Origin of the sequence: Amycolatopsis sp. cmx-11-12 (genome assembly GCF_046269425.1) — a bacterium.
Taxonomy (GTDB): domain Bacteria; phylum Actinomycetota; class Actinomycetes; order Mycobacteriales; family Pseudonocardiaceae; genus Amycolatopsis.
Map to the genome: position 1 here is coordinate 95,361 of NZ_JADNQM010000010.1, position 22,025 is coordinate 117,385.

Consider the following 22,025-nt stretch of genomic DNA (forward strand, 5'->3'; position numbering starts at 1 on the left):
TACCTTGAAACCCGTGCTTGGTCATCGAGTCCGGTATCGGTGGTGCCGCGACCGTGGATCCCGGCATACCGAGGTGGACCATCACGGTCGACCCTGTGTTCGCTCCAACGACCTAATACTCCAGGTCGCTCCGCCCGGAAAGTGAAATAAGCGCATCAGAGGACCCTCAAGTCTTGGTCACGCAGCGTATAACCACTGTTGACGATGTTATCGGGCGATCTCGTACGAATAAAGGAGAAAACAGGGCAGATACTCTGTTTTTTGGGGCATCCTCTGATAGATCACGCAGTACCTTATCGGCGGATTGACCGCACCGTGATCAACCCCGGCACCGGCTACGCGGCGGCCGCCGCCTGCTCGGCAATGGCCCTCAAGGCCGCCAGCGTGGTGTCCACCTCGGACTTGGTGAAGCCCGAGTGAGTAGCCAGCCGCACGCGGTCGGGAGCGAGACCTGCCAGCAGCACGCCCTTGTCCCTCGCCGCCTGAGTGAAGGACGGGATCCCCAGACCGGGACCGGTCAGTGCGAAGAAGACCATGTTCGTCCGCGGCGCCACCGGATCGACCGCGTAGCCCGGAATCCGGGCGAGTCCCTCGGCGAGCAGACGGGCGTTCTCGTGGTCCTCGGTGATCCTGTCCGCCATGTCGGCCAGTGCCACGAGCCCCGCGGCCGCGAGTACCCCCGCCTGTCGCATACCGCCGCCCAGCATCTTGCGGATCCGGCGGACGTTCGCCACGAATGCGCCGCTCCCCGCCACCATGGAGCCGACCGGCGCGCCGAGTCCCTTGGACAGGCACATCTGCACGGAGTCGGCGTATCGCGCGATTCGCGAAGCGGGGACCCCCATGGCGATCGCGGCGTTGAAGATCCGGGCGCCGTCGAGGTGAACCGGGATGCCGCGGTCCGCTGCCAGTGCCGACACGTCGGCGAGGTAGTCCAGCCCCAACGGCCGGCCACCGCACCGGTTCTGCGGATTCTCCAGGCACAGCAACGATGGCAGGGCGAACTGCGGATCGGCCGGGTTCGCGGGGAACGCCGCTTCGATGTCTTCGAGCGCGAGGGTGCCGTCCGGCTGATTGGCGATCGGATGGTACACCACCCCGCCGCACACCGAGGCGCCGCCAGCCTCGTAGACGTAGATGTCGGACTGGTCACCGACGATGGCCTTGGTGCCCCGCGCGCAGTGCGCCAGGATCGACGCGAGGTTGCCCATGGTGCCGCTGGGCACCAGGCACGCCGCCTCCTTGCCGAGCAGGTCGGCCACCTGACGTTCCAGTTCGTTGACCGTGGGGTCCTCGCCGTAGGTGTCGTCGCCGAGCTCGGCGGTCGCCATCGCCTCGATCATCCGGGGCGTCGGCAGGGTGAACGTGTCGCTGCGAAGTTCGACGAAGGTCATCGGTGTCTCCCCTGTTCACGAATCCGCCTCACGGCGGTGTCGAGGTCTTGGTGCGCGGCCAGCCACACCTGTCGTTGCCGAGTGAGCGCGTCGCGGTGGGTGAACCACTGGCCGCGCAGGCGTTCCCACGCGTGGGCGAACGACGCGGGACCCGGACCGCCGCCGAAGTCGGCGGCGTTGCGGACGTCGGCCGCCGCGAGGTGCTCCATATCCGCGTCGCCGCGGGCCAGAACGGCCTCGCCCAGCGTCTCGGCCTGCCCGGCCAGCACCGCGCGGACGCTCACCCCGACCTCGTGATGTGCTCTGCGGAAGGGCGTTCCGGCGGCGACAAGCCGTTCCGCCGTCGCGGTGGCCGTCGTCATGCCAGACTCCGCACGGCTCGTCATGACTGCCACGACCGGCTTCGTCCCGCTGATCACCGTACGCAACAGCGTGATGGCATCCGTGGTCGACCGAAGTGCGCGCCATACATGACTTACGCCCTCGGTGCCGACGGAGATCGAGTTGGTGAACGGTGTCCCCCGCATCGCCGCGGTCGCCCCGGTGAACGCGCCCAGCGCGTCCGCCGTCCGGCCCTGCACGTGTTCCAGTACGAACGCGTTGCGCTTCTGCGGCATCATCGAACTGGACCCGACGCACCCGTCCGGCACCGTGACGAGCCCGAACTCCGCGGTCGACCAGGTGAGTAGATCCACCGCCACGCGGTTGAGCACCACTCCGAGGGTCGCCGCCGAGGCCAGCAGACGGAGCACGACGTCCCGGGAGGCCACCGCGTCGAGTGAGTTGAGCGCCGCCGAACCGAATCCGAGCAGTCGCGCCGTGCGCGCCGGGTCGATCGGCACGGTCGTCCCACCCACCGCGCCTGCCCCGAGCGGACTTCGGTCAAGGTGCCGGGCGGCCGATTCGACCGCTTCCGCCTCCCGGGCCAAGGCGCCGGCGACGCCGACGAGGTAGTGGCCGTACGTGATCGGCACGGCTGCCTGGTAGTGCGTGTACGCGGGCATCACCACGTCCCGGTACTGGCGGGCACGGCCCAGCAGGACCAGCCCCAGCCGCACCAGGCCGGACATCAGGTCCTGATAGACCGGGCGTAACGCGAGCAGCAGGCAGGTGGCGTTGAGATCGTTGCGTGACCGTCCGGTGTGCAGCACACCGCCGACGCGCTCGCCGAGTTGGTCGACCAGATGGCCCTCATAGGCCAGATACAGGCCCCGGGGTGTCGGGATTCCGTCCAGTGGCGCGAAGTCCTGCTCGCGCAGCGCCGAGATCGCGGTCAGCAGCTCGGCCGCCACCTCGGAGCCGATCACGTTCTGGTCGGTGAGCATCACGACGTGAGCGAGATCGACGGTGCTGATCCTGCCGAGTTCGGCGCGCGAGTCCTGGCTCGTACCCCAGAGCATGCGGGCGATCTGCGGTGACACGCCGGTGACCAGTCGTCCGGTGTCGGTCATCGGGCGGCCACCCGCGCGGCCGATACCACCGGTTTGATCAGCCGGATCGCGGAATCCGCGGCGGCTTCCGCGAGCGCTGCCCGGTCGGCGACGGCGAGGACGTGGCCGAGGCGGTCCCGGAAATCGCCGGTCACCGACACCGGGGTGTTGTCCGGCCGGTATATGTCGACCTCGATCACCTGCGGTTGCCGCCGTGCGGCGGCGGCACCTCGAACCTCGCTCAGTGTGCCGCCGCGCGGTGCGACGACGAACCGGATCGACGCACTGCGCGCCCGGTCGGCTGTCAGCCGCGGCGGCTCGCCGACGGCGGCCAGCAGCGTGGCGGTGATCAGGTCGACGCCGGTCGCTTCGGCCACCAGTCTCGGGATCAAGCCACCGGCCAGCCGGGGATTGACCTCCACGACCACCGGTCCGGCCGCACTCTCGCGGACTTCCACATGCGCCGCACCGAAATCCAGGCCGAGCGCGCGGGTGGCGGCCAGTGCCACCGCGGTCAGCCTGTCGCCACGGGATCGCCCGACCGGAGCGGGGAAGTCGTGGCCGGTCTCGACGAACCGGGGCAACCGGCCGAGGTGCTTGCGGGTGATTCCGACGACCTGCCCGCCGAACACCTCCACGGAGAACTCCGGCCCCGTCACCGCTTGTTCGACGAGGACACGGGCCGGGATCCGGTGCCCGCGCTCGTTGTGCGTGACCGTCAGCAGCCGCTCGGCATGGCCGGTCACCTCGTCCGAGGTCCGGCACAACAGCACTCCGATGCTGCCGCTGCCGGTGACCGGTTTGACGACGGCGGGGAGCCCTGTCGCGACAAGGGCTTCTCTCGCCTCGCCTGGCGTACCCGCGATCACGAATTCCGGCTGAGGCACCCCTGCGACGGCCAGCAGGCGACGTTGCCTGCCCTTGTCCCGTGTCACCCGGACGGCGTCCGCCGACGGACCCGGCAGTCCCAACCGGTCCGCCACCTCCGCGACGACCGGAACGAAGTACTCCGAACTGGACACGATGCCCGCTGTCTCGCCAAGCCCTCGGCACGCCCGCGCGACCGCGGCCGGGTCGTTCGTGTCGACACGCAGGGATTCCGGTACGACGTCGCGCAGGTCGTACCGGTCCGGGTCGGCGGCGAGCAGAACCGGCCGTAGGCCCATCTCCACACCCCGGCGCACGAACTGGCGTCCGGTGCCGGTGGTGTTGCTCTCCACCAGGACGAGCCGACCCGTCATGTGACCACCTGCTCCCGGGTCCGCCGGTTCCAGGCGAACCTCGACCAGCCGCCGACGACCTCGGTGGGATGGTCCACGTCGACAGGCCGGTGGGGCACCACAGACGTGAACAGGTCTTGGCGCCGCAACCAGCGCGGATCATGGACCGTCCGCTGGTACCGGTGTCCCTCGTCCGGCATCACGACCAGCGTCACCGCGTCCGGTCGCCGCCGGGCGACCGCCGCGGCGACCAGGTGTGCCGCGCCACTGGACGGCCCCATGTAGAGGCAGTGGTCCGCGTACAGTCCGCGGGTCGAGGCGAACGCCTCGGCGGCGCCCACCCAGTGCACCTCGTCGAACAAGCTGTGCTCGAGCACCTGCGGCACGATCCCGCTGCCCAGTCCCCGCAACGGCCTGGGGCCAACCGGCGCGCCGAACAGCACACTGCCCGGTGTGTCCACCCCGACCAGGCGCAGATCCGGGAACCGTTCGCGCAGCACCGAGGCGATACCCGACGACGAGCCACCGGATCCCACCGGGCACACCAGGACGTCGACCCGCCCGAGGCGTTCGGTGATCAGGTCCGCGACCGGACGATAGGACGCGGCGTTGAGCGGGTTGTCGTACTGCCGGGGCGTGTAGAACTTCTCGTGCCGCCGCTGGATCCGGGCCAGCCGGTCCAGCCTCGCCTGCTGTACCCCGTTCTTGGCCAGTTGCCTGCCCGCCACGATGTGCACCTGCACACCGAGATCGGTGAGCCTTCGCCGCAGTGCGGCGTCGATGGCCGGATCCCCCACCAGGATCAGCGGATTGCCGCGCAACCGGCACACGATGGCCAGGCCGAGGCCGAAGGTCCCGGACGTGGTCTCGATGACCGTCGTGCCCGCGTCCAGCTCACCGCTCGCCGTGGCCTGCTGGAGGATGAACTGCGCGGGCAGCAGTTTCATCAGCTGGAAGACCGCCGCGTGCAGGTTGCCGCCCAGCCCGACGATCTTGGGAAGCACACTGCTTTCCACCACGCCGGGTGACCGACGCGCCGCCGTCACCACGGGGCTCATCGGGCGGCTATCCGGACCGGCAGCGTGCGCAGGCCCCAGGTGAAGTTGGACGGCGTCCGCTCTGGCCGCCCGGTCAGCTCCAGCCGGGCCACCTGGGTGCGGAGTTCGGCTAGGAAGACCGACAGTTCCAGGCGGGCCAGCCGGGCACCGAGACACAGATGCCTGCCGTGGCCGAAGGCGAGATGCCGATTGGGGCTGCGGGTGATCACGAACTCGTCGGGCCGCTCGAAGACCTCCTCGTCCCGGTTGGCCGACGCGTTCCACAGGGCCACCCGATCCCCTGCCCTGATCGGGGTACCGGCGATCCGGGTGTCCTTGGTGGCCGTGCGAAGGGCGTGGACCCCCGGCGTGGTCCAGCGCAGCACCTCTTCCACCGCGGTGCTCAGCGTGGCTTCGCTCCCGTCGGCACGTATCCGTTGCCACTGCTCGGGATTCTCGATGAAGGCGAGGATCGCGCCTGCCGCCGAATACCTCGTGGTCTCGTTCGCTCCGGCGAGTACGCCGTTGCAGTTGAACACGATCTCCTCGTCGGTCAGCGGCCGCCGCCCGCCGTCGGGGCCCGCCGTCCGGGAGGCGGCCGCGATCTTGCTGACGAAGTCGTCTCCGGGATTCCGCCTGCGCTCGGCCAGCAATTCGCTGAAGTACAGGAATATCTCCGCGTGCGCCCCGGCGCGGTCGGCCTCGCTGTCGGAGTCGAACGCGTCGCTGGTGACTCCGCCGAGCCATTCCCAGTCCTGGCGCGGCACTCCCATCAGGTCGCACACCACGTAGTTGGGGATCCGTTTGGCGACAACGTCGACGAAGTCGATCTCGCCCGCCGTCAGTGCCTCCCGCAGGGTCTCGCGCACGACCTGCTCGACCCGCTGCCGGAACCGGGGCATCTCCGCCGGGCCGAACGCGCCGCTGAAGACCCGTTTGAGCGCCGTGTGGTCGGGTGGATCGCTCACTATCAGCATCCGCTGGGACACCTGCTCGACCGCGGCGGGGTCACTGTCCAGGCGCATGCCGAACCGGGAACTGAACGTCTGGTCGTCGGCGTAGACACCGACGATGTCGCGATATCTGGTCAGCGCCCAGAATCCCCCGCCGTCCGGCTCCCCGTGCCAGTACACCGGCGCGTTCGCCCGCAACCACCGCAGCACCGGCCCGGCCTCGTCCCTGGCGAACAGATCGGGATCCTTCAGGTCGACGGTCATCGCCTCACCGGACGCGGTCACCGGCCCAGTTCCTGTCGCAGGCTGAGCGGCCGCATGTCCGTCCAGTACTCGTCGACGTACCGCGCGCACTCGTCTTCCGAGCCGGTGAACCCGGCGGTCCGCCACCCCGGCGGGATCGGCCGCCCGTCGGGGTAGATCCCGTATTGCTCCTCGTCGTTGATCAGCACGACACGTCGCGGTGTTCCGGTTGCGTCCACGATTGCTCCTGTCCCCCGGCGGCCGCACCGGTCGCGGCATCGAGTACCCGCCGCAGCTCGGTGAGCGCCGTAACCTGGTCGTCATTGATGAAGTAGTGCCCGCCGGAGAAGTCACGCTGCCGGGAATGCCCGCTGGTGAAGCGATTCCAGCCGTCCATCTGCGCGCGGGGGACGATGCTGTCGTCGCTACCGCCCCAGACGTGGAGCGGACTGCTCAGGGTCACACCGGCTTCGTGGCGGTAGCTCGTGCACAGCTCGATGTCCGCGCGCAGCGTCCTCAGCAGCATCTCCTGGCTGTCCTCGTCGACGTCGTCGACGTCCAGCCCCCGTGCCGCCAGCAGCCCGACCAGTTCGTCGTCACCGCCGAACAACTCCCCGCCCACCCACAGATCAGGCGAACGGCACGCGCTGACGACCACCGCCTCCGGCGACGAGTCGTGCTCCAGCCGACGGGCGACCTCATAGCCGATGATGGCGCCGAAGCAGTGTCCGAAGATCACCAGTGGACGCTGGGCGGCCAGCCGCCACACGTCCGGCACGACAGCGTCGTACACCTCTTCCATGGACTCGGCCTTCGGATGCCGCCAGCGGCCCTCCCTGCCGGGCAACTGCACCGCGACCACGCCGACCTGTGGCCCCAACGCCTCCTGCCAGCTCCGGAACTGGTTGGCACCGGCACCGGCCGGCGGTACGCACAGCAGTGTCACCCGGACGTCCTGCCGCCAGAACTCCGGCCAGGACACCAGCCATCCGCCGGTCATCGCACGGCTCCCGTCGGCTGTGCCTCGGCCGCGGCCAGTTCGTCCAGCCGCGCGGCCACCTGGGCGGGCGTCGGCCCGGCGAAGAGATCCCCGACCGTCAACCGCAGTCCGCTGGTGGCGCGGAGTGCCGACACCACTCGGGCCGCCATCAAGGAATGGCCACCCAGCTCGAAGAAGTCCCGCTCCACATCGGTCACCTCGCTGCTGAAGAATCGGCTCCAGACGTCCAGGACCTCCTGCTCCCGCGTGGTACCCGGCGCCCGGCCGGCGGTCGCCCGCGCGGCCGACGCCAGGTCCGCCAGTGCCCGCCGGTCCACTTTTCCGTTGCTGGTGAAGGGAAGCGAGTCAAGGACGACGATCTCCGCCGGACGCATATGCGCTGGGAGCACGTCCGCACAGTGCTGCCGGACAAGACCGGCGACCTCCCCGGTCGCGGCCACGGCCGCGCCCAGTGCCGAACCGGAGGCGAGCGGGAACACCGCGCACGCCGACACGCCCGGCACAGCGCCGATCACGGTCTCGATCTCACCCGGTTCGATCCGGAATCCCCGGACCTTGAGCTGATCGTCCTTGCGCCCCAAGAACTCCAGCGTGCCGTCCGGTGACGTCTTCGCCAGATCCCCGGTGCGGTAGATCCGGCCACCGGGTGCGCCGAACGGGTCCGGTACGAAGGCGACCGCGGTCGCTCCCGGCTGTCCCCGGTATCCCCTGGCGACGGCCGGACCGCCGATGTGGATCTCGCCGACGGTGCCGTCGGGCACCCGGCGCAGCTCGCTGTCGAGCACGTGCACGGTATAGCCGGGAAGTGCCCGGCCGATCGTGGTCGCCGGGTCGTCGCCGCGGGCGGTGTCCGCCCAGGTGGCGGCGATCGTGGCCTCGGTCGGGCCGTACACGTTGAGCACCCGGCGCCCTGCCGACCACCGCCGGACCAGCCGCGGACCTGTCGCTTCACCTGCCAGCACGAGAACTTCGACTGTCGGCAGGTCCACCTCGCAGGCGGCCAGAATGGACGGTGTCAGTGAGATCGTCCGCGGGCCGATCCCGGCCAGCCGGTCACCGACACCCATGCCGTCATCGTCCGTGAGGTCGACGAGAGCCACTCCCTGTCCGTACAGCAGACAAAGCAGCGTGCACCACAGCCATCCGTCGAAGAACGGTGAGACAGGGTTGACGCCCAGTCCCCCGACGGGCAGGTCCAGCGTCAGCAGCGCGCTCGTGAACGCCTCCAGTCCGCCATAGGTGATCTCCACGCCTTTGGGGCGCCCGGTGGTGCCGGAGGTGAAGACGATGTAGGCACGCGCGGCAGGGTGCGGTTCCACGGGATGGTCCACCGGCTCGGTGAACCGGCGGGCGTCGGCGAGCCGGACGACAGAGGATGGTGTCACGTCCAGATCGGACCGGACCTCGTCGGCCAGCAGCAGGGCCACGTCCGCCTGCCGGATCAGGTAGTTCAACCGGTCGGCCGGGTCTCGGTCGTCCAACGGTACGTACACCGCGCCGATCCACCACACCGCCAGCAAGCACGGGACCAGGTCACGGCCGCGCCCCACGAGGACGCCCACCGGGGTCTCCGGGCCCGCGCCGCGAGCGACGAGCGCACCGGCGATCCGGGCGGCCTGGTCCACCAGCACGGCGAAGTCCAGCGTGCCGTCGGCGGCCAGGACCGCGGTCGCCTCGGGACGTTCGGCGGCATACCTGGCAACCTGAGCCGGGACGCGGCATACCGTCGAGTGGGTTTCTACTGAGGACTGTTTGATCACTGTTCTCCCCGATCAGCGGCGCCACACCGGGCCTGCTCGGTCGACGTGGTCGGCGACTCTCATCGCACGGGTTCAGCTCGTCGGAAAGGTGATTTCCGCCTTTCCTGTCTACCACGCCGAAAATGGCCCCAGCAAGCGATTCTCCGGCGCGAAAAAACTGACGGATTCCACGTAACCGGGCCATCACTCGAAACTTTTACGGTCGATTCATCGTGGCCACAACTCCGGGGAGGGATTCGTGACGCTCAGCACCGACGCGGCCGACGCGGCAGGCGCCTTCTGGCGGAATGAATTGGCGGGCAGCGAATTCAGCGCCGTTCCCAGATGGGCGCCACCCGGCGCGCGGCGCACGCGCGTCATCGAGCGACGGCGGCGTATTTTCCCGGCGCCGCCGATTCCCCGGGAATCGTTCCGGCAAGCGGTGCTCGCCGCACACGCCAAGGTGCTCAGCGTCCTGGTCGGCCAACCGGCTGTCCGGACGGGCTTTCTCACCGATGGCAATTCGACGCCGTTCTGCCTGACGGTGCGGCCCGGTTCCTGGGCCGATCTGGTCCAGGCGGCCGAAAGCACCGCGGCCCGGCTGGCACCACACCAGTGGTATCCGCTGGCGTCGATCATCTCCGACGGCGGCGGGGATCTCGTGTTCGACGTCGTGATCTCGGTCGACCCACCGAGCCGGCCGCTGCTCACCACCGCCGGCAGCACGGCCGTGATCGGCTTCGCCGTGCACGGTTCAGGGGACGACTTGACCATCACCGCGGACTATCACGCGGGACTGTTCGACGAAGAGCACGTGGATCGGCTGATCTCCTACCATTTCACGGCTTTGAGCCTGCTGACGGCCGAACCGGACGCCGATCACGACGCCTGTTCCCTGCTGTCCGAGGAAGAACTCGACAGACAGACCCGGGGCATGAACGACAACTGGGTCGAACCGCCACCCCTGCTGGTGCACGACCTGATCGAGGAACACGTCCGGCGCACTCCCGACGAACCCGCCGTGGAACACGACGGGCACCGACTGTCCTATGGGGAACTCAACGAGCGGGCGAACCGGCTCGCCCACGGCCTGATCGCGCGGGGTGTTCGTGATGGTGCCGTGGTCGCGGTCCTCACCGAACGGGATCTGGACTGGGCGGCCGCCGTTCTGGCCGTGTTCAAGGCCGGGGGCACGTACCTGCCGATCGACCCCCACTATCCGGCTTCCCGTATCCAGCACCTGCTCGAGCAGAGCGGATCGGTGGTCGTGCTGACCCAGCCAGGGGCCACCGCCGAGCTGCCGGAATCGTCACCGCCGGTCGTCCTCATCGACGCTCTCACCGCGGGCCAGGATCGGTGTGACGATCCCGACGTCGTCATTCCGGCGGACCAGCGGGCATACATCTACTTCACCTCCGGCTCGACGGGATTGCCCAAGGGCGCGATGTGCGCACACGACGGCATGCTCAACCACCTGCTCGCCAAACGCGACGACCTGGGGCTGACCGCGTCGGACGTGGTGGTGCAGAACGCCTCGCAGTGCTTCGACATCTCGCTGTGGCAGCTGGTGGGCCCCTGGCTCGTGGGCGGACGGTCGGTGATCGTCGATCAGGAGTGGATCCTCGACGTGGCGGGGTTCATCGACCATGTGGTGGCGCGCGAGGCCACCGTCCTCCAGATCGTTCCGTCCTATTTGGATATCATGCTGTCCTGGCTGGACGAGCACCCGCGACCCCTTGGCAGGCTGCGGTTCCTCGGCGTCACCGGTGAGGCGGTCAGCCGCAACTCGGTCGCCCGATGGCTCGCCCGGTACCCGGGAATACCTCTGCTCAACGGATACGGCGCGACGGAGGCGTCCGACGACACCACACACGAGATCATCGCCGCGGTCCCGGACCAGGACCTGGTTCCGGTCGGCAGGCCGAACCGCAACGTCCGGGCGTACGTCATGGACAGCCGGTCGCGACTGGTCCCGCTCGGCTCCGTCGGAGAGATCGTCTTCTCCGGTGTCTGTGTCGGTCTGGGCTACGTCAACGACCCGGAGCGGACCGCGGCCGCGTTCCAGCCGGATCCGTTCCACCCCGGCGACCGCATGTACCGCAGCGGGGATTTCGGGCGCTGGCTGCCCACCGGCAGCCTCGAATTCCTCGGCCGCCGCGATTCGCAGGTGAAGATCCGCGGCATGCGGATCGAACTCGGCGAGATCGAGAACCGGATCACGGCACTACCCGGTATCCGGGCGGCCACCGTGCTGGTGCGCCCGACACCCGGTGGTGACAAGGAACTCGTCGCGATGTTCGTCGCCGACGACGACCTGCCCGCAGCGCGGCTGCGCGCCCGGCTTCAGGACACGCTGCCCGCCCACATGGTGCCCGCCGTATGCCACCAGCTGGGCGCCATGCCGTTGAACGACAACGGCAAGGTCGACCGGCGCGCACTGGCCGCGATGGCCGACTCCCGTATTCCGCGCACCGAACACGTGGCACCGGCGACCGCCACCGAACGGCGGCTGGCCACGGCGTGGGCGGAGGTACTCGGCCTGCCATGGGACGAAATCGGCGCGCGGAGCAACTTCTTCGACCTCGGCGGCAGTTCGCTGTCGGCGGTGCGGCTGGTGGTCGTGCTCGACCGGTTGATCTCGCTCAACGACCTGACCGGCAAGCCGGTTCTGCGTGATCTCGCCGCGGCCGTCGACGCACAGGACGACACGAACGGCGGCCGGGTCCTGCAAGCACTGTCGACGCCTGCCAGGACTCGGACGTCGGTGGTCTTCTTCACCGACGCGGCAGGCAACGCCGTCAACTTTCATCCGCTCGCCCAAGTGCTGGTGGGCCACGACATCGCGGTGTACGGGATCGAGCCACCAGGGCACGACCTCGCGGGCACCGGCGCCATGGTCGACGTGCCCGCCCTCGCGGCCAAGGCCGTCGCCGAGATACTCGCGGCGGTGGACGGTCCGGTGGTGCTCTGGGGCCAGGGCACCGGCGCGGCCTGCGCGGTGGCGGTCGCCCGCTCACTGGCCGGGCATGGCGCGGACGTACGTCACCTTGTCGTGGGCTCGCCACCATCGCTGGAGCGCTCGTGGTTGCGGCGCCACGCGAGCCTCGCCGAAGCCATGAGCGACGAAGACGTCCGGGCGTTGTTCGGTGCGCACAGGATGTTCACGGCGCTCGACGAGCTGAACCCGGAACGGGTGTCGCTGGTGGGCGCGTGTTACCGGCACGATGTCGTCAGCGCCTGTCGTTACCTGCTCGACGACCGCCGTGACCCGCGGCCACCGGCCCGGGTTCCGCTGACCGTCGTCACCACGGTGGACGAGCAGGACACGACCGGTCACCAGGATTGGCGGAGGTTCAGTACCTCGGTGACCGTCCGCACGGTCGCGGGCGATCGCTATCTGCCTCAGCGGCACCCGGACGCCGCGGCGGAGATCGTGCTGGAGGTCATGGGACTCTCCCAGCCCCAGACCACGCCATGACCTTCCGGGCGCCGGCACCGGGTTCGCTGACCACGGTGGGCGTCAGCAGTGTGTTCGGCACGTTCGGTGAACTGCTGCAAGGTGTGCTGCCCGACGGCCGCGACTTCCTCGTGACGTTCCCCATCGCGCGCTGGAGCACGGCGACGTTCCGCCCCGCTGCCCGGTCCGCCGGGGTGCGGGTCTTCCCTGCGGGCAAACGAAAAGTCCGCGGCCTGGCGGAAAAGATGCTCTCGGGGTCCGACGCGCCGGGCGGCGAACTCCGACTGGACAGCAGTCTGCCGGAGGGCAAGGGGCTGGCCAGTTCGTCGGCCGATCTGGTGGCCGCGGCCCGGGCGATCGGCAACGCCCTCGGCCGTGAGGTCACCTCGGCGATGATCGAGGACCTGTTGCGGGACATCGAACCCACCGACGGCGTGATGTACCGCGGCATCGTCGCGTTCCATCACCGCGAGGTCCGGTTGCGGTCCGTTCTCGGTTCGCTGCCGTCGCTGACCGTGGTCGGCCTGGACGAGGGCGGCACCGTGGACACGGTCGCGTTCAACCGGATCGCCAAACCGTTCGGCCCGGCCGAACGACTGGAGTACGAGTACCTGCTGGCCAAGCTCACGGCCGCGGTCCGCGACAAGGATCTGGCCGCCGTGGGGGAAGTGGCCACCCGCAGCGCCACGATGAACCAGGTGCTGCGCCCCAAACGCACGCTGGAGCAGGCCAAGGACCTGTGCGAACGGATCGGCGGGCTCGGTGTGATCGCCGCGCACAGCGGCACCACCGTCGGTGTGCTGCTGGCCGACGACCATCCCGGCTACCACCGCCAGCTGGCCGCCGCCCGGCATTTCTGTCTCGCCGTTTCGGGCACTGTCGCGAAATACCATTCGCTGCCGTTCGGCGATTCCTCGACGAGGCGGGGTCACCGTTGAACCACCTGAACGACCACACCCTGGCACCGCCGTCGCTCACGAGCACGGTGCACACCTTGGGCGGATTCCGGTTGACCCTGAACGGTGTTCCCGTCGAGCACTGGAAGGGAGGCCTGACGAAAGCTCTCTTCCAGCATCTGCTGTCCAACCTCGAACGGCCGGTCTCGAGGACGGCATTGATCGAGGCCCTGTGGGGAGAGTCCTCCGCCACGAAACCGGCGGCGGGTCTCAAGGTCGCGGTGCACACGCTCCGGCAGTTGTTCACCGAGGCGCCACCGGCAGGCCCGGACGATCCGCGGTTGTGGATCTCCTTCCAGGACGCGGGATACGCGCTCCACGCCGAGAACCTGTGGATCGACGTGCACGAGTTCGAGAAAGCCGTCACCGAGGCCATCCGGCTCGAACGGGACGGCGACCCGGCCGCGGCGGCGGTTCGCTACAACCAGGCCGTACAGCTGTACAAAGGCCCCTATCTGCCGGAATCCGACGATCCGTGGGCGACATCGCGTCGCGAACGGTTCAAGAACATGCAACTACAGGTGCTGACCCGGCTCGCCGCGCATTCCTACGAGCGGGGCGACCTCCAGGAGGTGCTGGTGTCGCAGCACCGGATGCTGGAAATCGACCCGTGCCGGGAGGAGAGCTACCAGGAACTGATGCGCTGCCACGCGCTCCTGCACCAGCCCTCCCGGGTTCAGGACTGGTTCGCCACCTGCGTCCACCAGATGGCCACGCGCTTGGCGGTGGAACCGGGCGCCGCGACGCGCGCCGCTTACCACGAGGCGCTGCGGACGGCGTAAGGCTTTCCCCAGTACATGAAGGCCGCCGCGGCCGCGAGAGGCGGGCGATCGCGAGTGGCGATTCGGGTTAGAGCCGATCGTGCCTTAGGTACCTACTGGATTTGGGTGCGATTGATCGCAGGTTCGGTCCGTGAAGGCCTCCTTACCTACCCTCAAAGTAGGGAAGGAGGCCTTCACGGACTCCGCGATATCCAGCGGCCGTGTCGCGAAAGCCACTTTCGGGACATCAGACGTCGCGAAAGTGGCTTTCGCGACACGGGGGCGGGCTGGTGTGGCCCTCACGGCGGCCCGGACCAGTGGGTCGTGAGTGGCGTTTCGGGTCAAAACTCGAAACGCCACTCACGACCAGGCACGCCCCTCAGCAATCACGTGAGTCACGCCTGCGACAGGCGCAGGGCATCAGGTGGGGTCCGCCGCCAGACCGCTTCCCGTGTCCTCGCTCAGGTCTTGCAGGAGCTGCGCCACCGCCGTGACCTCGGCGCCGTGGTCCGGATGCGACACCAGTTCGGCGGCGACGTCCGCGGGTGTGGGCAGGGTGAAGATGGTGCGCAGCGGCACGTCCACGTCGAACAGTTCGCCGAGCCGTTGCGCGATGGTGGCGGCCAGCATGGAATTGCCGCCGAGGTCGAAGAACCGGTCGCCCGGCCCCACCTCGGGCACGCCGAGCACTTCCCCCCACAGGTCGGCGACGAGCCGTTCGACCGGGGTGGGCGCGGCCGCCGGGTCGAGGCGGGTGGACGACACCGCCGGCTGGATGTCGGCGAGTGCGGCGCGATCGACTTTCCCGTTTCGGGACAAGGGAAGTTCGGCGTGAAAGTGGTAGACGGCCGGTACCGCTGACGCGGCCAGCGCGGAGCCGGCGTGTCGTCGCAACTCGCCCGCGTCCACGGCCCCCGCCTCCGTCGGCACGATGTGCGCGGCGAGGCGGCGTTCCGCGTGCTCGCCGATCGCGACGACGGCGACCTGCGCCACGGCGGGATGCCGCCGCAGCGCGGCCTCGACCTCGCCGAGTTCGATCCGGTGTCCCTGGACCTTGACCTGGAAGTCGACCCTGCCGAGGATCTCGACGGTGCCGTCGGGCAGGTACCGGCCCAGATCACCGGTGGCGTACGCGCGTTCGCCGGAATCCGGCAACCGGACGAACGCGGCCGCGGTGCGGTCCTCGTCGCGCCAGTATCCTTGTGCCAGACCGACTTCGCTGACCACGTACATCTCCCCCGCCACCCAGAGCGGGCATTCCCGGCGATGCTGGTCCAGGATGAGATACCGGTGGTTGGCCATCGGTTTGCCGTAGGGGATGCTCGTCCAGTCCTGCGAGATCTCGCCGATCGGGTACGCGATCGACCAGTTCGTGGTCTCGGTCGGGCCGCCGCAGCTGATCGGTGACACGCCGGGCGCCAGCGCGCGCAGCCTGCCGGGCAGCGTGAGCGGGATCCAGTCCCCCGCGAGCACGACCGTCCGAAGCGGGGCGAGGGTCGTGCCGGGCACCGCCTCCGCGCGGGACACCACCAGGTCCATCAGCGCGGGCACCGCCGCCCAGAAGGTCACCGAATGCGTGGCGACCAGGCTGATCCACTGATCCGGGTCGGGACTCGCGTCCGGCTGAGGGACGACCGCCGCGCCGCCCGCGGCGAGGATGCCGAACACGTCGTACACCGACATGTCGAAGTTCAGCGCCGCGGTGGCCAGCGCGCGGTCGCCCGCCCGGATACCGAACCGGCGGTTGACGTCCAGCACGTGGTTGACCACGGCCCGGTGGTCCACCATCGCGCCTTTCGGTGCCCCGGTGGAACCGGACGTGTAGATGACGTACGCGAGATCGGTCGGCGTCTGGACGGGTTCGAGTGCCGAGTCGCCGATCCCGTCGAAGTCGTCGATGGTCAGCACGGTGACGTACTCGGGCCAGGTCACCGAATCCGCGAGCCACGACTGGGTGAGCACTGTCCCGACCTGCCCGTCGGCGAGCAGGTGGTGCAACCGGGCCACCGGGACCCGCGGATCGACGGGCAGGTAGGCGGCGCCGGCCGTGAGCACGCCGTAGACCGCGGCGTACTGTTCCCAGCCCTTCTCCATCACGACTGCCACGAGACTGTTCGGGCGCGCACCACGTCGCCTGAGCGATCGCCCGATCCGGTTGGCCGTCGAGCGCAGCTCGGCGAACGTCAGGACCCGGCGGGCGCTGATCACGGCGGGCTCGTCGGGCCGGAGCCGGACCTGGTCGTCGAACAGGTCCAGCAGTGAGACGTCCGGAACAGCGGTCTCGGTCCGGTTGACCTCGGACAGCAGCCGCCGGTGGTCCGGCGGGATCAGGTCGAAGCGTTCGGTCCGCCAGGCGTCGTCGTCGGCCAACGCGTGCATCAGCCCGCAGTAGGCGTCGAACATGTCCTGCACCATGCCGTCCGGGAACAGCCCGTCGAGGTAGTCCCAGTTGAACTGCAGGGCGCCTTCGATCTCGAACACCTGGAAGTCCACCGAGACCTGCGGGGTCTGGGAGATGGAGTAGATCGCTTCACCCAGCGCGGTGGCGAACCGCCGCGGCGGATGCCCCACCAGACTGGTCAGCACGATCGGCATGGCCGCGACCACCGAGCTCCGTGCCTTGGCCAGCTCACGCAACACCCGCACGCCACTGAAGTAGCGGTGCTCCAGGTCGGTCCAGAGCCTGTTCTGCAAGGACGCCGCTCGCTCGGCGAAGGTCCCGTCGGACTTCTCCACCGCCAGCAGCAGGGTGGTCGTGGTGTCCCCGATCAGGGAATTGACCTGTGGGTGCACCGGAAGCCGGTTGAACAGCGGGAAGTTGATCGTGAACCGGTCCTGCCCGCTCCACACCCGCAGCACTTCCGCGAACACCGCCGTGAGCAGGCCGGACGGGGTGACCCCGTGCCGGGTCGCCTGCTGTTTGAGCCGGTCCCAGCCCGCCTTGTCGATCCGGTGGTCACAGCGGTCGAAACGGATTTCCCCGTCTGCCCGGCGCCCCGGCAGGACCGGCAGTTGCGGCGCGGGTGGCAGATCGGCCAGCCGGTCCAGCCAGTACTGGCGGGACCGCCGATAGATTTCGGTCGACTCGAGCATGCCTTCCGAGCCGATGACGTAGTCGCGGAACGTCAATTCGAGCGGTTCGAGCTCGCCCGACGGATCCTCGTAGAACTGGACAAGGTCGGGTACCAGCACCTGGAAGTAGCTCCACGCGTCGACGATCAGCATGTCGAGGCTCAGGTGGATGCGGACGCGCGGCCCCTCCGGTGTGTCGAGCCGGGACAGCCGGAGATCGAACAACGGCCACTGGTCGTCCGGGATCACCAGATGCGACATCTCGTCGCGGATCTCCATCAGCCGCCGCTGACTCTCCTCGTCACCGGCGCCGCGCAGGTCCGCGACCGGGATGCGGTACTCCGGCGGTTCGGCCAGCACCCGTTGCGTGCCATCGCGGCCGACCACCGTGCGCAGTGCGGCATGGCGTTCGACCACCAGTCGCCAAGCCGTCTCGAACCGCGCCACGTCCAGGTCGCCCTGCCATTCGAAGTATCCGTGGCAGCCGACGTTGCCCAGTTCGACCGCGTCACCACGGCCGACCCACAGCGCCTGCTGGCTGTCGTTCAGCGGGAACGGTTCGTGGCGCGCCGCCGGGTCCGGCCGGACCTGCTGGATGTCGACATGCCGATCGCCATGCCCGTTCACGATCAGCTCGGCCATCCCGGCGACGGTGGGGACGCGGTGGATGTCGGACAGCCGCAGCTGGATGCCGAACTCCCGGCGGACGCCTTCGATCAGCTGCATCGCCAGCAGGGAGTGGCCGCCCAGATCGAAGAAGCCGTCGTGCACACCGACCCGCGGGAGCCGCAATGTGTCACACCACAACGAGATCAGGCCGCGCTCGATGTCGGTGCGTGGCTCCGCGTACTCGGTGCGCAAGTGCTCCCGCCCGTCGACCGCGGGGAGTGCCCGCAAGTCGAGTTTGCCCGCGGGCAACCGGGGCAGGTGGTCCAGCAGGACGAACACCGAGGGTGTCATGTAGGTCGGCAACCGCTCCGCCACCGCGCCGCGCAAGGATTCCGCGGACAGTTCGGAGCCGTCGGCGCCCACGACGTAGGCCACGAGGTGCCTGCCGGTTCCCGTGTCCTCCGCCGCCACCACGGCGACGTCGGCCACCGCGGGCAGCGCCGCCAGCACGGCCTCCACCTCGCCGAGTTCGACCCGGAACCCCCTGATCTTGACCTGGTCGTCCGACCGGCCCAGCAGTTCGATCACGCCGTCGGCGCGATACCGGGCCAGGTCCCCGGTGTCGTAGAAGGTGACGCCGGGGTCCTCGGGCAGATGGCTGGGCCGGAACGAGCGCTCGGTCAGCTCCGGGCGGTTGTGGTACCCGCCCGACAGTCCGGCCCCCGTGACGTGCAACCGGCCGACCACACCGACCGGCACGGGCTCTCCCGAGGGATCGAGCACGTACACCCGCTGGTTGGCGATCGGCCTGCCGACCGGAACCTGCCTGGTCAGCCGGACGTCCTCGGGGGTGGCACGCGTGGTCGCGTCGACATCCGCGCCGAGATCGAGGCAGGACAACACATTCGTGGCTTCCGTGCACCCATAGGTCATCACGACGGTGAAGCCCTTGTCCGCGGGTGGCCAGCTGTGCACACGTTCGGCCGTGGTGACCATGATCCGCAGTTTGCTCGCGGGCGACCAGTCCAGCTGCCACGCCCGTTCGGCCAGTACGGCCACGAGCATGGCGTGGGTGATCTCCTCGGCGACAATCCAGTCCTTGAGCCGATCGGCGGACATCGCGATGTCCTCGTCCGCGATGTGCACCGCCGCGCCGAGCGCGAGGTAGGGCATCCATTCCATCACCTGCACGGCGAATCCCGGCGTCGAGACCCACGACGCCCGGTCGCCCGCGGACACCTCGTAGGCCCGGCGAGTCCAGTGCACCAGGTTGGCCAGCGCACCGTGCCGCTCCCGCACCGCCTTCGGCTCACCGCTCGATCCCGAGGTGTAGATCAGGTGGCTGACGGTGTCGGCGGTCGCCGTCACCGGGAGCGCGTCCGCGGGTTCGTCGTCGAACTCCGCCGAGTTCACGACATGGGCGGGAACACCATCAGGCACCCGATTGAGCAGATGCTCGGAGGTCAGCACGAACGGCACGTCCGCGTCGGCCGCCATGAATTCGAGCCGATGGTCCGGATTGATCGGGTCGAGCACGGCGGCCGCTGCACCGCTCTTGAGAATCGCGAGCACGGCCACCACGTAGTCGGCGCTCCGGGAACAGAACAGTCCGATGTGGACTCCCGGGCCCGCGCCGAGGCGGCGCAGCCGACGAGCGATCCGGTTGCTTCGCACGTCCAGTTCGGCATAGGTGTAGACCTGCCCGGCCGAGACCACGGCGGGCGCGAACGGTGTCGCCGTCACCTGATCGGCGAACAAGTCGAGGTAGCCGACCGCCGGATCCCAGTCACCGGCGGTGTCGTTCCACTCCACCAGCACCCGGTTCCGTTCGGCCGCGTCCAGCAGGGGGACGGCCGACACGGGCAGCCCCGGTTCCGCGGCCGCGATCATCGCCAGGTGACCGGCCATCCGTTCGACGCTCGGGCGATCCCATAGGTTGCCGTCGGCGACCAGGACGGCCTCACCGCCGGTGATGCGCAGGCCGATGTCGGCGAAGTCGAGCAGGTCCGTGTCGCCAAAGCTCGCGTGCGCGGCGGGCAGGTGCCCTGAGGCGATGTCCGGTGCCCGCCCGGCGAGCAGGTCCGCCGCCGGGATCGACGCGGTCTCCCGCAGCCCGGCCAGCGCATCGGAAGTCCTGGCGATCAGGCCTGCCATCGATTCGTCCGGTCGCACGGTGAAAACACCGATCCTGGGTCCCGGCGTGGCGACGACCAGTTCGGTCGCCCCGGTGTACCGGTGCAGGAACGTGAGGAAGTACGCGGCCCACTCGGCTTCCTCGCCGGTTCCCGCCACCGGGCAGGTCACCGGACGCGGCGACCGGGTGGGAAGACGGAGCCGGTCCACTGGCAGGTCGAGCACCAGCGGCGCGTCGTTCACCCCGTCGGGCAGCCGTCCGCCGTCGACCTTCGGCCGGGTCCGCGGTGGAACCGGAACTCGCTGGGCGAGACGCTGTTCCTGATTCATGTGACACCCTTCCAACGCGCGGGCAAGACTCCCGGCGAGGTTAGAAACCCTTGGTTAGCAACCAGTTACGCGACAATCGGCAGGTAACCGCGCGCTAACCGCCGCCACCTATGTTCTCCCCCGGATACCCCAACGGCCCGGACAAGGAGCCGCCATGACCGCGTACGAACTGGGCACCGACCATCCGCTGCCCGCCCACTGTCACCGAACCCCGCCAGGTCACTGGATCGACGGTGCCTGGTCGACACCCAGGTCCGAGCGCGTCACCACGGTGCTCGATCCGGCGACCGAACGCGCGCTGACGACCGTCCCACTGGCGGGCGAGTCCGATGTGGACCTGGCGGTGGCCGCCGCGGCACGCGCGTTCCCCGCCTGGGCGGCCACTCCGTTGCGACGCCGCCTGGAATACGTGCGGGAGTTCGGCGAACGGCTGACGAGCCGGGTGGACGAACTCGCCGACGTGCTCACCGCCGAGACCGGCATGCCCAGGACCGTGGCCCGCAACGTACAGGTCGAGGTGGGACTGGGCGTACTGCACGCTTCCCTGGCGCAGGCGGAGTCCTACCCGTGGCAGGTCACCGTGGGGGATTCGTTGGTACGACAGGAACCCATCGGCGTGGTCGGCTGCATCACGCCGTGGAACGTGCCGGTCGTCATGACGATGCAGAAGCTCGTTCCCGCGCTGGCGGCCGGCTGCACCCTGGTGTTCAAACCGAGTGAGCTGGCTCCCCTCAACACGTACCTGCTTCTCGAGGTGCTCGCCGACTGCGATCTGCCTCCTGGCGTGGTGAACCTGGTGTGCGGTGACGGCCCGACCGCGGGCGCGGCGCTCGCCGCGCATCCCGGCGTCGCCGCGATCTCGCTGACCGGATCGGTCCGCGCGGGTGCCGCGGTGGCCGCGGCCGCGGCGCCGCGCATCGCCAGGGTCAGCCTGGAACTCGGCGGCAAGAACGCCTCGATCGTGTTGCCGGAAGCGGACTTCCACACCGCCGTGGTGTCCTCGGTCGACCAGGCGATGTTCAATTCCGGGCAGGCGTGCCTGGCGTGGAGCCGCCTCCTGGTCCCCCGGGACCGGTACGACGAGGCGATCTCCCTCGCCGTCGAGACCGCCGATGCCCTCGCGGTGGGCGACCCCTGGGCTCCGGGCACCCGGCTCGGCCCGGTGATCACGGCCGCCGCCCGCGACCGGATACTGGACTCGGTCGGGCGCGCCGCGGCGGCGGGTGCGTCGGTCCGCACCGGCGGCACGGCGGTGGACGGTCCCGGCTACTACGTGCGGCCCACCGTTCTCGCGGACGTCCACCCGGACATGCCCGCCGCCCGCACGGAGATCTTCGGCCCGGTGGTGTCCGTGATGGCCTACGACGACATCGACGACGCGGTACGGATCGCCGACAGCACGGACTACGGGTTGCACGGCGCGGTGTGGTCGGCCGACACCGAGCACGCCGTCGCGGTCGCGAGCAGGCTGCGGACCGGCCGGGTGGACATCAACGGCGCACCGTTCAACGTCCTCGCCCCGTTCGGTGGCTACAAGCAATCCGGCAACGGCCGGGAACTCGGCCGCTGGGGGTTCGACGCGGTCTGTGAGACCAAGGCGATCCAGTTCGCCCCGGCCGATGGCGGAGGCGTACGGATCGGCACCAGCTGATCCGTACGCCCGGCCCGGCGGTCAGAGCCCGTACCGCCGG

Annotated in this window: 13 protein-coding genes; 4 read left to right on the forward strand and 9 right to left on the reverse strand. The window is 69.4% G+C overall.

Going from position 1 to position 22,025, the window contains the following annotated elements:
• Positions 1 to 335: 335 nt before the first annotated feature.
• The 8 genes from ltaE to ACLARN_RS16295 are packed head-to-tail and all read right to left on the reverse strand — an operon-like array spanning position 336 to position 9,037.
• The gene (ltaE, locus tag ACLARN_RS16260) at positions 336 to 1,394 is read right to left on the reverse strand and encodes a low-specificity L-threonine aldolase (RefSeq protein WP_409492233.1); all 1,059 of its coding nucleotides are present in this window, start codon (positions 1,392 to 1,394) and stop codon (positions 336 to 338) included.
• Complete coding sequence (argH, locus tag ACLARN_RS16265; RefSeq protein WP_409492234.1) at positions 1,391 to 2,845, reverse strand: argininosuccinate lyase; 1,455 nt, start codon at positions 2,843 to 2,845, stop codon at positions 1,391 to 1,393. Before argH ends, ltaE begins: the two co-directional genes overlap by 4 nt.
• Positions 2,842 to 4,065: an ATP-grasp domain-containing protein gene (locus ACLARN_RS16270; RefSeq protein WP_409492235.1), complete on the reverse strand. Its 1,224-nt coding sequence runs from the start codon at positions 4,063 to 4,065 to the stop codon at positions 2,842 to 2,844. The genes argH and ACLARN_RS16270 overlap by 4 nt, the downstream gene beginning before the upstream one ends.
• Entirely contained in the window at positions 4,062 to 5,102 is a 1,041-nt protein-coding gene (locus ACLARN_RS16275) for a pyridoxal-phosphate dependent enzyme (RefSeq protein ID WP_409492236.1), read from the reverse strand. Before ACLARN_RS16275 ends, ACLARN_RS16270 begins: the two co-directional genes overlap by 4 nt.
• A complete protein-coding gene (locus ACLARN_RS16280) occupies positions 5,099 to 6,319 on the reverse strand; it encodes a cytochrome P450 (RefSeq protein WP_409492237.1) in 1,221 nt (406 codons plus the stop codon). Before ACLARN_RS16280 ends, ACLARN_RS16275 begins: the two co-directional genes overlap by 4 nt.
• Positions 6,316 to 6,516, reverse strand: coding sequence for an MbtH family protein (locus ACLARN_RS16285; protein ID WP_409492238.1), 201 nt, complete (start codon positions 6,514 to 6,516; stop codon positions 6,316 to 6,318). The genes ACLARN_RS16280 and ACLARN_RS16285 overlap by 4 nt, the downstream gene beginning before the upstream one ends.
• Positions 6,480 to 7,277: a thioesterase II family protein gene (locus ACLARN_RS16290; protein WP_409492239.1), complete on the reverse strand. Its 798-nt coding sequence runs from the start codon at positions 7,275 to 7,277 to the stop codon at positions 6,480 to 6,482. The genes ACLARN_RS16285 and ACLARN_RS16290 overlap by 37 nt, the downstream gene beginning before the upstream one ends.
• Entirely contained in the window at positions 7,274 to 9,037 is a 1,764-nt protein-coding gene (locus tag ACLARN_RS16295) for a non-ribosomal peptide synthetase (RefSeq protein WP_409492240.1), read from the reverse strand. Before ACLARN_RS16295 ends, ACLARN_RS16290 begins: the two co-directional genes overlap by 4 nt.
• A gap of 238 nt (positions 9,038 to 9,275) precedes the next feature.
• Between ACLARN_RS16295 and ACLARN_RS16300 the strand changes: the two genes are divergently transcribed.
• Genes ACLARN_RS16300 through ACLARN_RS16310 form a run of 3 tightly spaced genes read left to right on the forward strand, consistent with a single transcriptional unit; the run spans position 9,276 to position 14,211 of the window.
• The gene (locus tag ACLARN_RS16300) at positions 9,276 to 12,494 is read left to right on the forward strand and encodes a non-ribosomal peptide synthetase (RefSeq protein ID WP_409492241.1); all 3,219 of its coding nucleotides are present in this window, start codon (positions 9,276 to 9,278) and stop codon (positions 12,492 to 12,494) included.
• Complete coding sequence (locus ACLARN_RS16305; protein ID WP_409492242.1) at positions 12,491 to 13,411, forward strand: kinase; 921 nt, start codon at positions 12,491 to 12,493, stop codon at positions 13,409 to 13,411. Before ACLARN_RS16300 ends, ACLARN_RS16305 begins: the two co-directional genes overlap by 4 nt.
• Entirely contained in the window at positions 13,408 to 14,211 is an 804-nt protein-coding gene (locus tag ACLARN_RS16310) for a BTAD domain-containing putative transcriptional regulator (RefSeq protein WP_409492243.1), read from the forward strand. The genes ACLARN_RS16305 and ACLARN_RS16310 overlap by 4 nt, the downstream gene beginning before the upstream one ends.
• A 399-nt stretch (positions 14,212 to 14,610) precedes the next feature.
• Here ACLARN_RS16310 and ACLARN_RS16315 read toward each other — a convergent pair whose 3' ends face one another.
• On the reverse strand, positions 14,611 to 20,334 hold the full coding sequence (locus ACLARN_RS16315; protein WP_409492244.1) for an amino acid adenylation domain-containing protein: 5,724 nt from the start codon (positions 20,332 to 20,334) through the stop codon (positions 14,611 to 14,613).
• 154 nt (positions 20,335 to 20,488) lie between these two features.
• Between ACLARN_RS16315 and ACLARN_RS16320 the strand changes: the two genes are divergently transcribed.
• Positions 20,489 to 21,985 (forward strand): aldehyde dehydrogenase family protein, encoded by a 1,497-nt coding sequence (locus ACLARN_RS16320; RefSeq protein ID WP_409492245.1) that lies wholly within the window; start codon positions 20,489 to 20,491, stop codon positions 21,983 to 21,985.
• Positions 21,986 to 22,025: the final 40 nt, after the last annotated feature.

Coding starts and splice junctions, on each gene's coding strand:
- ACLARN_RS16320 (WP_409492245.1), top strand. CDS start 20,489: ATGACCGCGTACGAACTGGGCACCGACCATCCGCTGCCCGCCCACTGT.
- ACLARN_RS16315 (WP_409492244.1), bottom strand. CDS start 20,334: ATGAATCAGGAACAGCGTCTCGCCCAGCGAGTTCCGGTTCCACCGCGG.
- ltaE (WP_409492233.1), bottom strand. CDS start 1,394: ATGACCTTCGTCGAACTTCGCAGCGACACGTTCACCCTGCCGACGCCC.
- ACLARN_RS16275 (WP_409492236.1), bottom strand. CDS start 5,102: ATGAGCCCCGTGGTGACGGCGGCGCGTCGGTCACCCGGCGTGGTGGAA.
- ACLARN_RS16290 (WP_409492239.1), bottom strand. CDS start 7,277: ATGACCGGCGGATGGCTGGTGTCCTGGCCGGAGTTCTGGCGGCAGGAC.
- ACLARN_RS16305 (WP_409492242.1), top strand. CDS start 12,491: ATGACCTTCCGGGCGCCGGCACCGGGTTCGCTGACCACGGTGGGCGTC.
- ACLARN_RS16270 (WP_409492235.1), bottom strand. CDS start 4,065: ATGACGGGTCGGCTCGTCCTGGTGGAGAGCAACACCACCGGCACCGGA.
- argH (WP_409492234.1), bottom strand. CDS start 2,845: ATGACCGACACCGGACGACTGGTCACCGGCGTGTCACCGCAGATCGCC.